The organism is Mycobacteroides sp. H003, from assembly GCF_001440135.1.
Lineage (GTDB): Bacteria > Actinomycetota > Actinomycetes > Mycobacteriales > Mycobacteriaceae > Mycobacterium > Mycobacterium gwanakae.
Genome location: NZ_LJYL01000015.1, coordinates 107578 through 120383 on the forward strand (window position 1 = coordinate 107578; position 12806 = coordinate 120383).

The 12806-nt window shown below is 58.9% G+C and carries 12 protein-coding genes and 1 tRNA gene; 8 read left to right on the top strand and 5 right to left on the bottom strand.

Annotated features, from left to right (window positions below; all coding sequences use genetic code 11):
- The first annotated feature begins 73 nt into the window (after positions 1-73).
- The 4 genes from AOT87_RS11085 (at position 74) to AOT87_RS11095 (ending at position 2003) form a co-directional block, all read left to right on the top strand.
- Positions 74-147, top strand: a tRNA-Pro gene (locus AOT87_RS11085).
- 181 nt (positions 148-328) lie between these two features.
- Complete coding sequence (locus AOT87_RS29040; protein WP_030095913.1) at positions 329-472, top strand: hypothetical protein; 144 nt, start codon at positions 329-331, stop codon at positions 470-472.
- A gap of 69 nt (positions 473-541) precedes the next feature.
- Positions 542-1126: a hypothetical protein gene (locus AOT87_RS11090; RefSeq protein WP_030095914.1), complete on the top strand. Its 585-nt coding sequence runs from the start codon at positions 542-544 to the stop codon at positions 1124-1126.
- Between the two features lie 160 nt (positions 1127-1286).
- Positions 1287-2003 (top strand): GNAT family N-acetyltransferase, encoded by a 717-nt coding sequence (locus AOT87_RS11095; protein WP_057967180.1) that lies wholly within the window; start codon positions 1287-1289, stop codon positions 2001-2003.
- Between the two features lie 7 nt (positions 2004-2010).
- Here AOT87_RS11095 and AOT87_RS11100 read toward each other — a convergent pair whose 3' ends face one another.
- From AOT87_RS11100 to AOT87_RS11120, 5 genes are all read right to left on the bottom strand, one after another.
- Entirely contained in the window at positions 2011-2493 is a 483-nt protein-coding gene (locus tag AOT87_RS11100) for a hypothetical protein (RefSeq protein WP_057967181.1), read from the bottom strand.
- Positions 2494-2508: 15 nt separating this feature from the next.
- The gene (locus tag AOT87_RS11105; protein ID WP_057967190.1) at positions 2509-3201 is read right to left on the bottom strand and encodes a GDSL lipase; all 693 of its coding nucleotides are present in this window, start codon (positions 3199-3201) and stop codon (positions 2509-2511) included.
- Positions 3202-3273: 72 nt separating this feature from the next.
- Positions 3274-4512: an acyltransferase gene (locus AOT87_RS11110; RefSeq protein ID WP_057967182.1), complete on the bottom strand. Its 1239-nt coding sequence runs from the start codon at positions 4510-4512 to the stop codon at positions 3274-3276.
- Between the two features lie 178 nt (positions 4513-4690).
- Positions 4691-5299 carry an Eco29kI family restriction endonuclease gene (locus tag AOT87_RS11115; RefSeq protein ID WP_057970094.1) on the bottom strand — a complete coding sequence of 203 codons (609 nt, stop codon included), beginning with the start codon at positions 5297-5299 and terminating at the stop codon, positions 4691-4693.
- Positions 5296-6522: a DNA cytosine methyltransferase gene (locus AOT87_RS11120; protein ID WP_057970093.1), complete on the bottom strand. Its 1227-nt coding sequence runs from the start codon at positions 6520-6522 to the stop codon at positions 5296-5298. Before AOT87_RS11120 ends, AOT87_RS11115 begins: the two co-directional genes overlap by 4 nt.
- An 81-nt stretch (positions 6523-6603) precedes the next feature.
- On the opposite strand from AOT87_RS11120, the gene AOT87_RS11125 reads away from it, so the two are divergent.
- From AOT87_RS11125 to AOT87_RS11140, 4 genes are all read left to right on the top strand, one after another.
- Complete coding sequence (locus AOT87_RS11125; RefSeq protein WP_057970092.1) at positions 6604-7026, top strand: very short patch repair endonuclease; 423 nt, start codon at positions 6604-6606, stop codon at positions 7024-7026.
- Between the two features lie 629 nt (positions 7027-7655).
- On the top strand, positions 7656-9998 hold the full coding sequence (locus AOT87_RS27770; RefSeq protein ID WP_081343313.1) for an ATP-binding protein: 2343 nt from the start codon (positions 7656-7658) through the stop codon (positions 9996-9998).
- Positions 9995-11668, top strand: a complete 1674-nt coding sequence (locus tag AOT87_RS11135) for a DEAD/DEAH box helicase family protein (RefSeq protein WP_057970090.1) — start codon at positions 9995-9997, stop codon at positions 11666-11668. Before AOT87_RS27770 ends, AOT87_RS11135 begins: the two co-directional genes overlap by 4 nt.
- Complete coding sequence (locus tag AOT87_RS11140) at positions 11668-12246, top strand: hypothetical protein (RefSeq protein ID WP_057970089.1); 579 nt, start codon at positions 11668-11670, stop codon at positions 12244-12246. Before AOT87_RS11135 ends, AOT87_RS11140 begins: the two co-directional genes overlap by 1 nt.
- Positions 12247-12806 lie beyond the last annotated feature (560 nt).

Here is a 12806-nt window from a genome sequence, read left to right on the forward strand (position 1 = left end):
CGGTTTGTGCGCACGCGAGTCAACGCATTCGCGACCGAAGCCCTCGATGCGATACCCTTGCCTGGCTTCAAAGCGGGGTGTGGCGCAGCTTGGTAGCGCGCTTCGTTCGGGACGAAGAGGTCGTGGGTTCGAATCCCGCCACCCCGACTGAGCTGAGAGGTGAACGAGCGTGCTCGTTCACCTGAGGCGAGGAAAGGGGTAGGAGGCGCATAGCGCCGAATACCCCGACGCTGGAAGTAAGGCCCTGACCAGGAATTCCCCGGTCGGGCCTTTTTTCATCAGCATGGCGGACCGGCTGGGACTCCCGCCGCCGTGACATGGTGGATGCATGGCCGTCTCTGAACTCGCGTCGAATCCTGTCGCCCTCGCGGCCATCGCTATCGGTGTGCTTATCGTCTGGAAGCTGCGCAAGGCCGTCATGCTGATCGGCCTGCTGGCAGCGGTGGTGCTCCTGGTCGCTATGTACCGGTAACAGCTAAGCGGAAGCACACGACATTTCTTTCGGTAAGGTTTGACAAAACCCGACGAATGGGAGCTTTACATGAAGAATCGCCTTGTGGGCGCCGGTGTGATCGCGCTGGCGGCCGCCCTCAGCGGACCGGCGCTGGCCGCCGCCGCACCCGCCGATGACCAGCAGATCCGGCAGATCATCTCGGGCGAGGCTTCGGCCATCAAGTCGCTCGACAACGCCACCCTCTCGACATTCTTCTGCGACAAGTACCGGGGCACGATCGCCTCGAAGTCTGCTGATGATCAGATCCCCCCGATCGGTCAGGTCGCTGGGTACGGGCCGAGCATGATCAGCGCCGTGGCGTCGGCAGCCGGGGTCTCCGGGCCGACCACCCAGGCGCTGACCACCGCGATCCAGAACAATGACGACAAGGCCTACCGTTCGTCGTTCCGCGCGGCAGCCAAGGAGGTGCTGTCCGGCGTCACCTACGACGTCCACGACATCAACGTCACCGGACCGACGGCGACCGCCGGGGTCACCGCTCAGGGCCACGACGTGACCGCCAATCAGCAGCGCGAGTTCGTGCTGGAGAACGGCAAGTGGAAGGACTGCACCGACCCCGAGAAGCGGGCCGAGACCTCGGGCAACCCACTGCTGACGTCGTTGATGGGCTGACGCCCTAGAACTGCACACAGATCAGGCCGCCTGTGTCCTTCGGGACGTGGGCGGCCTGATTATTTGGGCGCACCACGATATTCGGTGGCACCGCTTCAGCACGGTCTCTACTCTGGATCCGTTTGTGCCATAACCGATTACCTTCAAGAAGATAGAGCCGATGCCCGACTTTTCCCCCATCATCACGGACTTCTGGCATGGTTACCTTGGCCGGGGCACCGTCCTGCACACCGACGACGATTTCCAACTCGCCGTCTGCCCCGACCTCGATGAGGACAGTCGGCTGATGGTGCTCAAGACGGTCGACCGTAAGACCAGCATCACCCTCGTCCCCGAACTCGCCGAGCGCGCGGGAATCGATGGTGCACAGAATCTTTCGGAGCCCTACTTCTGGGCAAGCGCAGGTAAAGCAGGCATCGCAATGCACGGGGCGGACAACCTCTTCTATTTCACCAACGATGCGCGCGATGCACTCGTGGCCGAGGTACCCACGGGCGATGTCCGTCAGCTCACAGCCGACGACAAAGCAATCTTCTCGGCATTCGAATCGGTTGCCTCGGTGGATGATTTGGACAACGCCCAAGTGGAGCTGGGTCATTGGGCGGTGTTCGGCTCCTTCGACAACGGCCGCCTCGTCGCCGTCTCCAGCATCTATCAGTGGGAGGGCGCGGCGATCATGGACCTCGGAGTGCTGACGCTGCCGATATTCCGCGGCAGAGGCCACGCCCGGCAGCTGGTGCGTGCCGTGTTCCGGTACGCGTGTGCTCGGGGTTACGAGCCGCAGTACCGCTGCCAGGTGGACAACGTTGCGTCCAGTGAGCTGGCTCGTGCTGCGGGGCTCACGCTATTTGGCACCTTGGACGTGATCGCCGACTAGCGCGCTCCTATTGCGCGGTCATGGGCATATCGATGGTTTCGGACTTGCCGTCGCTGCCCGTGATCACCAGTTTGGTGAACTGCCACCAGCCTGCGTCATCGGGAAGCGCCTTCGAGTCCTGGAAGGTCAGCGTGACGTCCCGACGGGTTGTTCCGCCCGTCGCGCAGTCGGGGACACAGTCCTTGGTCGCGCGGACTGCCTTTCCAGTGGCCTGCTGCTGCGTCCAGCTGTCCCAGGTGATGTCGACAAGCATGTCTCCGGCGTCGGCGGGGGTCAGCACGATCTGCGTGGGCTTCTCTTCCGGCTGCTGGGTCACCGGATTCCAGTAGACACCGCCCGGCGGCACCACCTTGTGCGAAGACTCGGGGAGCGATGGCGCGGATGGCGCGGCCGACGTGGACACGGGTTTTTGCTCCGTCGATGGTGAACCACAGCCTGTAAAAGCGAACGCTGCCAAGGCAATTCCGGTCACCCACACGATCCGCGTCATGCCTGGACTCTACTCTCAGAGCCGACGGGTCAGCCGGGTACCGATGAGCGGGGCGATCTTGTCGGCCATGTAGGCGTGCCCGGCATCGTTGGGGTGCACGCCGTCCGAGCCAATCAACTCCGGGCGTCCAACGAACCAGCGTTCGGCCAGCGGATCCACCCACGACGCACCGATCGCATGGGCCTCGCCGTACAGAATGTCGCGCAGCTGCAGCACCACGTCGGGTACGTCGGCCGTCGGCCAGGGTGGGCCGATCACGAGCAGCTTGGCCGCCGGCGCCGTGCGCCGTGCCGACGCCAGCGTGCGACGGGTCGCCTCGGCATACACGTCCGGATCGACATCCTGGTCGTTGCGCGAACCGAAGAACACCACCAGCTCGTCGTCGGGACGCACTACCCGGTCGGTGAGGTCGGCGAAGACGCTGCCGTGGTCACCGCGCACGCCGTATCCGGCACGCCCTTCGGCGGCGACGTCAGCGTTGATGCGGACACCTTCGCGCCCCAAGATCCGCCACGCCAGCGATGTCCACGATTTGGCGCCCAGGCCGCCTTCCTTGGTGCCGGTGGTGTACGAATCGCTGACCACCGCGACATGGTTCAGTCCGGAACCTAAGTAGGCCAGTCGGTAGGGGCGCACCGGCGCGGGCTGCGGGGCAGCCACACCGAAGAGAAACGCGAATGCGATGACAATCGCCGCCAGACGAACCACTGCTACCTCCACTGTCCCCAGCATTTTAGGGGGCCTCAAACCCGGCTGCGGCACAGCGTTATTCGTTTGAAACTATCGACTCGTTACACCGGTCGACACCGGCTCCCGATCGGGATCCGTCACATCCGCGGGCACCTGGTGTTTATGGCCATTGTGCGGAACATGGTGATCGGTGATCGCGGGCTTGGTGACGCCGATCATCCGGCGCATCCAGCGCCGTCCGGGTTCCTCCACGCCGTGATACAGCGCCATGGACAGCACTACAGAGAGCGCAATCAAGCCGATCACGATCCAACCGCCGCCAGGGTCGGTCAGTGAGAGTTCGAACTGCTTGGTGGCCCATGTCCAGGAGACGTGCACGAGCTCATGCACCATGTACAGCCCAAAGGAGATCTGACCGCCGTAGACCATGATGCGCGTGGAGAGCAGTGTGGGTAGCGGGCCGATGCCAACCGCCAGCGCCATCACCAGCGGTACGAACAGCACGTCCACTACCCCGCTGCTGTCGGTGACTCCGGAGATCGGGTGGGCATCCAGGAAATACAGCGAGCCCACGATCGCCGCGATGATCGCGATCGCCACGTAGCCGGCAACATGGCGGGAACGGTGAGTGAGCCGCAGCCTGCTCACCGCAGCACACGCGAGGGCGCCCGCGGTGAACTGCATAACGATGCGCGGCAACCAGCTCCACGGTGTGTAGAACTGCCCCGTCAGCAGCAGGATGATGACAGGCGGCAGCGAGGCCACCACGGCCAGAACCATCAGGCTGCGGGCGCGGGTCGCGCGCGCCATCCGGAAGACGACAAGGACCAGTCCGCCGAAGAGTAGGTAAGCCAGCCATTCAGCGCTGATCGACCACGCCGGACCGTTCCAGCTGGACAGGTCGAAGTACGGACGGAACCACAGCTGCACCATGAAGAGCTGGCGCACGTAACTCATGGCGTCGTATCCGTTAACGTCCTTGGGCGGTATGTGTCCGACATGCATGGTGAAGATGACCCAGAGCGCGGCTAGATGCATGGTGACCAGGTACACGGGCCACACCCGGGCCAGACGCAGCCACAGGAAGTGCAGCGTCTCGCGGGTTGACCAGCGATCGCCCATTTTGTCGAGGTAGTTCCAGGTCAGCACGAACCCACTGAGAATGAAGAAGAGGTCAACACCTTGGGCGCCACAGTCGAGAACGGGGGTCAGCGCGGACCGGAATCCGGGGACCGCATCCTCCAGCAGGGGCCGGAAGTGGAAGAGCACAACCCAGAGCGCGGCGATGATGCGAAGCCCCGTGAGGGCCTTGATCTCTCCGCCGCGCACTAATCTCATCTCTGCTCTACCAGGCGTATTTCGTTGCCGGCCGGTCGCGCGCCTCCCCTGCGTCCCCAACAGACCGTCCTCGGAGGGTATCAGCGCGGCATAAAAGGCGCGGGATTCGTCGTGTGAGTGGCGAGCATCCGTCTCCTCCCTTGACGATCTAACCCATCGCCCAGGGCTATCAGATTTGATAGCGCTGCGCTAGATACTCGGTTGTTTCGACCGCGATGTCAGCAGCCGTCTCTGGGCGGGCCGGGTAGTTTTCTGCCCGCGCGCGCCCTGGATGCAAAGTGTCCCAACGAGTACGCATCCCAGCGATACGCCCAACGCCAGGGTCATGATTGCCGAAGCCGTCCACGATCACGTTCCACACTGGCGCAAAACGGGAGATGATTACGCTTTCCCCTAGGGGAATCCAGATCGGTTCAACCACGAGCCAGCGACAGGAGAAGTCTGCTTTTTCGAGATCCGTTGCGGCCTCGATGCTGTTGGCGTGTTCGCGTAACCGCCCGACGAGCGCCCGTGATCTGGTCCCATGCTCAACGTCAGTACCTTTGCGTCCACCCCTAGGTACCGCCTTGCCGACGTAAATCGGTGCGGCCGCGCCATTGGCTCCGGCCGCCGCTAGCGGAGCGTACAAATCAAGCGGGCCATGATAGTAGATCGCATAGACTCCGGCGCCATAGAACGCCGGGACGTCCGTCAACAAAGTCTGATCTGCAGCGAGTAAGGCAGCGGCGACGCTTGAGCCGAGATTCTCCATCCCCAGCGGATTGAATGGTTCGGTCACGCCGATGCCTGCCGATTGGATCTACGTAATCTCCTACGTTGTTCCAACTGCTCACGCACGGAAGCCTCAGCTAAGTGTTCAGCGACCGACCCCGCTACCTTCTGCGCCAAAAGCACCGGGACAGCATTGCCGAGCTGGCGCATCGTTTCTGTCCATGCACCGTGCAACTCGTAGCGATCCGGAAACGTCTGCAACCGGGCAGACTCGCGCACGGTGAAGTATCTGACGGACCCGTCAGGACGTAGCAGCATGTTCTCCCCACCAGGCACGCCGTGGTCTCCAGCCTTAAGTGCCTTCGCAGGCAAGTCGATGAGGCTCCCCGTGTGCCCTGGGGGGTAGGAGCGCGCGCCTGGCTGCAGTACATGGTTTAGGTGATGGTAACTGCCGTTCGAGTCGGGTTCGGGGAGGCCCAGCAACGCATCGCGCACGGTGCGCCACGGGCGCAACTCCAACTCGCCGTCCGCTGCCTTCTGAGCCGCACGCAAGGTCGAGGCCCTCACCTGTGGTCGATCCTTCTTCGCCACCCCATGGCGATCCCAATACTCGCCGGTCACCCACTGAGAATGCATCAATGTCGCACGCGAATGGCTCGCGTCTGGGAACGACCACTCTGCGGGGACATCGTTGCGGAACCCAACGAGGAACACCCGCCATCTTTGCTGCGGGACTCCGAAGTCCGCAGCATTTACTAGCGTCGGCAATACCCTGTAGGTCAGTTCCCCCGCATCTTGCGACGTGTGTTCACGCTGCAGACGATGCAAGTGGTCCGTCCAGATCTCATCTACGCGCGAAGTTAGCTCGGGGTGCTCGAGACGAAGTCTTATGTACTCGAAGTAATTAGCGAATGCTGCGCGGGTCAAACCCCGCACGTTTTCGATGATAAAGGCTCGTGGGCGAAGCTGACGGATAACCTCAGCGGTCGCGGGGAACATGTCGCGGGAGTCATCGGCCATACGCGACTTCCCGCCGATGCTGAATGGTTGACATGGTGGGCCACCTGCCAGCAGGTCTATCGGGCCACCTACATCGGACCAGTCGACGGCCCGCACATCACCTTCAACCACATCCCAGTTGCGCACAAGCGGGTAGCCGACGTTCTTGTTCTGTCGGACCGTGTCACACGCCCAGCGATCCCATTCCACAACCCTAACCGTCTTAAAGCCCGCTAACTCACACCCGAGCGCGAGACCTCCCGCCCCCGCGAACAGCTCTACCGATCGCACAAGTGTTCACCCTAACGTGAGGGCACGACGATCGAGTGAGGCTCGCTGGATTACGGACGACTGTCTGTTGCAAAATGTTCTATGTCCAAGCCCTCCTGGGCGTCATCGCCGGCAGTGCGCAATGTAATGCGGGCGAACCGCGCACGGGATACCGCCCCCGAGATTGCGCTACGTCAGGCTCTCTATGCGCGGGGATTGCGGTATCGCGTGAACGCGCGCCTGATACCGGAATCAAGGATGACGGTGGACATCGCGTTTCCCCGCATCCGTCTCGCCGTCGAGGTTCACGGGTGTTTCTGGCACGGCTGCCCCGCCCATCACCGCCCCGCGACACATAACTCTAGTTTCTGGGCAGCAAAGATCGTCGGAAACATCGAACGCGACGCTAGGAAGCGGGACCTCCTACTAGCCAGCGGATGGAACCTAATCGTAGTGTGGGAACACGATGACGTCGCAACGGCTGTCGACGAAATAGCTCAATGGGTACGAGCATCCGAGAAGTAAGACAGTCACGACCCGCTATCGCTGGGTACGCACCCAATCACTGTGGGGATTGCATCTTCTACGGAATGCCTACCCGCCGATAGCCCTCGACGCCTGCCAACAACACCCCCACACCTCAGTCGGTGGAACATAAGATCGCTGACGGCTTCCTCGTACACAAAGACTTCCACTGCTTGTTCGATCGAGGTCTAATCCTCATCGATCCACAATCTCTGAGGCTCAGGATCCGCCGAACGTACCGTCGTTCACCACTACATGAGGAAGCGGCAACGTTGGATTGCCACACATTCAGCTGCGCATCGCCTGACTGTCCCACCTAAGCACGCCTCCCCCTACGTGCCGCAGCTTGGAGCGCCCACTGTCACCTAGAACTTGTGGGTGAGACCAACCTAACCAACCTGCATCTGCCGGACTGGGTGCCCGCTACGCGCATGCTCCCTCGAGGAGACAGAGGTACGTGCGATCCTCTCTTAGGGAATGCCGACGGGGATGTCGTAGGTGGGTGCTTGAATCGGAACAAACACCACCGGATCATTGGCTGGCTGGTGTAGAGCCTAGAAAGACTGCCACGACTGGCGAGGAATGGAACACGCACCGCCTAGATTCTTGGTGCTGAAAGGGAGGGCAACATGGACATCACACCGTCACCGCGAATTTTGAGGATGCTCGGCGAGATCGAGTTCGATGAATGGCAATGCATCGCTGAGCTTGTCGACAATGCCTTTGACGACTTCACTGAGATTCACAAGTCGGGGCAAAGCTGGCCCGGAGGCTACAAGGTCAGCGTGACATTGCCAGGTAAGGTCGCTTCACTCTCCGGCGCCGAGATTGTGGTCCAAGATACGGGCCGCGGAATGACATATGAAACGCTGGCAAAGGCCGTCAAGGCAGGCTGGTCAAGCAACGATCGTTTCGACAAACTTGGGCTTTTCGGGATGGGCTTCAACGTCAGCACAGCCCGGCTCGGGCGCTGCACTCGTGTACTTACTACCCGATCGGGTGACCCCGAATGGATCGGCGTCGAGATCGATCTCGACATGCTGGGAGCCGACTACGAGGCTCCTGACATTACGGAATCCAAAGACGATCCGAGTGACCACGGAACGAAGATCATAGTCACGCGCCTAAACCCGAACCGTGCAGACTGGCTACGCCGGAACGCTGCAGGGTTGCGCACGCAACTTGGCCGCACCTATGGATGGCTACTCGACAACAAACCGTATGAGCTCTGGGTGCAAGGCGCAAAGGTTATGCCACGACGCACATGCCGGTGGGGCGACGACCGATACATCACATACGGATCCGGTTCCAACGCAGAGAGAATTCCTGCGTACATCAAGATCGACGAACATCTACTACCTGCCGACGCTTGCGAGATCTGCGGAAACTGGCAAGAGCAGGGCAAAGAGATATGCGATCAATGCTCTGCTTCTGAGTTAGTCGAACGAGAGCGTCGACTACACGGCTGGTTGGGAGTCCAGCGACATCTAGACAAACGAGATTTTGGAATTGACTTCCTCCGTAACGGTCGGAAGATCCTTCAATTCGACAAGCAATTATTCAACTGGCGAAATCCAGACAACCCCTCTGCCGCAGTTGATGTCGAGTATCCTGTTGAACTTGCCAACCAGGGTGGCCGGCTGATTGGCGAGATTCACCTTGACTACGTCCCAGTTCACTACGATAAGACCGCTTTTGAATACTCTGACAAAGCCTGGCGCGGAGCAGTACAGTTTCTCCGCGGCGTCGGCCCTCTGCAACCAGAGAAAGCAAAGGCCGCTGGCTATCCAGAGAACTCAAGCCCACTCGGACGGCTGTTCAAAGGCTACCGACGAAACACAGCTGGACGGCGCTGCCTTGTACCTGGTGACGGTTCGGGACCTCTGCACGAAGAAACCAGACAATGGGCCGCGAGGTTCTGGGCCGGTGACCCCGAGTATCAAACGGACCAAAAGTGGTGGGAACAAGTCCAGAGCCACGAGGAACGAGCTGCGGCGGCGAAACAAATCGAAGGCGGAATCCCAGCTGTCGAGACAGCAGACGATCTCGCGGTACTTGCCGCACTCGGTGTCAACACCGACAGAAGTATCCCGCCGACAAACACCAAAGCTAGTCAGTCTGAGTCTCCAATACAACAAGTCTCTGCGTTGGCCGAGGAAACTGTCCAAGAAAGACTGACCCGATACAAGGCTAGTGGAACGATCCTTAGGGAACTCTCCCGCGAGTTCTACACCCCGCAGACCGGCGGGTTAAAAGTAGAAACCCGTACGGTACCCGAGCCTGTTTTAGATGAATCGGGTGCAACCACTCCAGTCTGGTTGGCTCAAGGGCCTGGCGGCACCGCGACAGCAATTATCAACCTGACCCACGACGCATTTAAGAAGCAAGGTGCTGAGCTCACAGACCTGCTCCTAGTTGAAATCACTGCAGCGTTAAGGGTGAAAGCCGATATTGACCTATCACATTCAGAGATCGCGAGTCGCCTTAGGGCAACTTGCCTTCCAGATTCTACAATTGATCCGACAGTAATTAGAGCGCAAGCGTCAGAACTATTCGCAGACGTACGGCGGCGCGCATCGGCAGCCATCGTCGATAATCCCGAACGCGCAGTCAGTTATCTTGATTCCGATGAACAAACCGTGACAACCAATGCGCTGGTGGCCGAGGGAGGAGATAATCTAACAGCAACCCTCGCCAATGGCGACTTTGTCCGGTATGCGCCGCCTCTCTTCATTGTAAAGCTTGTCGAGAATTGGCCAGAGGCATTTATGGATGGCCAGGTCTTTATTGGACCGTACCAAAGTCTTCCATCTCCGTCATCGAAACGACTTAGTCTCGCACGAGTGGTGGGGTACTTGAATGATATCGCTACACTTCTGTCATTCGAGACAACGCCTAACTCCACCCAGTTGAGGCGCACCAGATTGAGTCTTCAGCTATTGCAAGACGAACTTACTCCCGATCAGCCATGAGCGGATTTCTCTCTCAGGAGCACTTGCTAGCCGGCGGCCCCACAGGTCTCAATCATGCAGCGGAAAGGACTCTTTGGCACCTGGGGTTCAAGGATGTGCGGCTCATCGACGGCGCGAATGACCACGGTGCGGATATTCTCGCGGTCCGTCGACGCGAACAATGGGTGTTTCAATGCAAATTCTCGAGTCGGGGATTTGTCAATAGGACCGGGGTTGATGACGCTGAGCGTGCTCGTGCGCAGTACGGCGCCGACCACGCAGTTATTGTCACAAATACGGGCCTCAACTCGACTGCAGAAGCACGACGAAAGGCTCTTGCTGGAATCGGCATCAAGATAGACGTGTGGAATGGCGCAACTCTGAGTAAGATCTTTGATCAGATGCCTGATTCTGTTCCGGAGACTTACGCTCTCCGCCATTATCAGAGCGATGCAGCTGAATGCATTGAAAAAGATCTATCGACGACAAAAAGATCACTTCTAATCTTAGCCACAGGTCTCGGTAAAACTGTGGTCGGAGGCGAAGTGATAAGACGTCACCTCGCTGATCATCCTCAGTCATCAGTGCTGGTTGTCGCCCATGTGAAAGAATTAGTCGAACAATTAGAGAAAGCGCTGTGGCGTCACCTTGACAAGAAGACACCTACACAGGTCTTGCACGGTGACCGCCGACCCGTGAGTTTCGACGGCGTGACAGTTGCGACGGTCGACTCAGTGCTCGGGCTAATCCGGGGTGGGTGGCGGCCAGCTCTAATAATGATCGATGAAACACATCACGTGGCCGAAACTGGAATGTTTGCAGAATTGCTCGACACATGCTCCGACGCAAAGCAGTTCGGCGTCACAGCAACGCCTTGGCGTGGAGACAAATTTGACATAACCACACACTTCGGCGCTCCATCCTACAGCATGAGTATTGCCGAGGGTATGGCTCAAGGTTATCTAGCTCGTGTTGACTACAGAATGTTTGTAGACAATCTTGACTGGGATTTTGTTCGTAACATAAGTGAGCACGGATATTCCGTTCGTGAGCTGAATAGATCATTGTTCCTACCTCAACGAGACGAAGAAATTGTCGATAACTTTCGTTCAGCCTGGCGTGATGTACATGACCCGCGAGCGATAGTCTTTTGCCAGACAATTGAACACGCTGAGCGAATGGCCAGCCTCCTTCAGGGCGCAGATCAGAGCTGGCGCCGTGCCGCCTTCTTGCACAGCGGGATGAGCCGGCAGAGACGGCAGGTGTTACTCAACGCATTTCGACTAGGTCGGGTACCAATCATCACTTGCGTCGATGTATTTAACGAAGGCGTTGATGTACCCGATGTCAATCTAATAGCATTTCTACGCGTTACACATAGCCGACGGATCTTCGTACAACAGCTCGGCAGGGGCCTCAGGTTAAGAGAGGGGAAGGAATCGTTGAAAGTCCTTGACTTTGTAACTGATATTCGGCGCGTAGCGGCGGGATTAGATCTCAGGCGTTCCTTGGCTACGCATAGCGGCGTGATCGAGGAATTGGCGCTACCGCTAGCCAGCCTTTCGCGGATAACATTCAGCGACGAGACCGCAGGCAGTCTCCTTGATCATTGGATCCGCGATGCCGCCGATCTTGAAACTGCCGCAGACGAAGTTCATCTGCAGTTTCCAACCTCAAATGGGATTGCCTAATGTCCCGCATTCCGCCGAACATAGAGTTGATTGTCGCCCAGCAGCTCTATACCCAGGCGATTGAACTCGACTGGACCAACCTCACCCCTCAGCAACGCTCTGCCCAGTATGTCAAGTGGCTTGAAGACCCCTATGTAGGCGGCAAGCTTGCCGATTACTTAACGCCTAGCGCTGCTCGCGTCTGGATCAAGGACGGCCCAATGAAGGAGTGGACACGCGCAGTCAGCGGGGTCGGAAAATACGCGGCGCTCGTTGTTGATACGGAGTCGCTGCCGCGGAGGATTGTTCAGAAAATCCTGGGATCAGAATGGCAGCCCTCAGCGGGAACACTACGAGTCAAGCCGCTTCGAGTTACTTTGGTAAATGGCGAGGATGAGGTGGTCCTCACGTGGGCGCCAGCCAACGGCTTGAAACATATGGTCTGGGCCGCACTAAAGGCGAGCGCAGAAGGCGATGTCCGTAGCTGGATTGTTTGCGTCACCGATACATTCACCAAACCGACCCCCGCCAATGAGAAGCAAGCTCACCAGCAAATCGCTGAACGATGCGGACTGCGACTCGTTCATGTAACCGTTTAGGCATATTTTAGGCATGTGAGCACAGAATGAAAGACCGTAACCTAGATGCACTGCCAATCACCCACTCTCTGGGCGACTGCAGCGCTAGGAGCTGGCTTGCTGACTGCTGGTATGCCCTGACAGACAAGCAGAAAGAAATCCTCATCCGCCGTTCTAGAGGAGATTCGCTTGACTCGATCGGGAAGAGCTTCGGGCTGACTCGGGAACGTGTTCGACAGCTACAGAAGGACGCCGACGAGAGGCTTATCAAGCAACTCATGGCCGTGAACCCTGAGCTAAATGAGCGGCTTACAACTCTGATAGCGAACAAGCCCGCCGTGAACGAGCTTGATTTACTGCCCTTTCTTCCTAGTAGCCCGTACGGCGCTCATGTGGCGTTGCTTAAGGCGTTAGGAATGGTTCATCCCAACAGCTGGGATGGCGACCTATCTGGCTGGTGGACAAGCAGCCGTGACGAACTAGCAAAACGGCTAGATGCCCTCGTCGGACTCGCCCCCCTGTCTGAAACTGATATGGATAGCGCTCTCAAAGATCTCGATCTAGAACCCACCCCGCCGGTC

Excerpts from the sequence above, each read along its gene's own strand:
- AOT87_RS29040 (WP_030095913.1), top strand. The coding sequence starts at position 329 with ATGGCCGTCTCTGAACTCGCGTCGAATCCTGTCGCCCTCGCGGCCATC.
- AOT87_RS11090 (WP_030095914.1), top strand. The coding sequence starts at position 542 with ATGAAGAATCGCCTTGTGGGCGCCGGTGTGATCGCGCTGGCGGCCGCC.
- AOT87_RS11095 (WP_057967180.1), top strand. The coding sequence starts at position 1,287 with ATGCCCGACTTTTCCCCCATCATCACGGACTTCTGGCATGGTTACCTT.
- AOT87_RS11100 (WP_057967181.1), bottom strand. The coding sequence starts at position 2,493 with ATGACGCGGATCGTGTGGGTGACCGGAATTGCCTTGGCAGCGTTCGCT.
- AOT87_RS11125 (WP_057970092.1), top strand. The coding sequence starts at position 6,604 with ATGTCCAAGCCCTCCTGGGCGTCATCGCCGGCAGTGCGCAATGTAATG.
- AOT87_RS27770 (WP_081343313.1), top strand. The coding sequence starts at position 7,656 with ATGGACATCACACCGTCACCGCGAATTTTGAGGATGCTCGGCGAGATC.
- AOT87_RS11135 (WP_057970090.1), top strand. The coding sequence starts at position 9,995 with ATGAGCGGATTTCTCTCTCAGGAGCACTTGCTAGCCGGCGGCCCCACA.
- AOT87_RS11140 (WP_057970089.1), top strand. The coding sequence starts at position 11,668 with ATGTCCCGCATTCCGCCGAACATAGAGTTGATTGTCGCCCAGCAGCTC.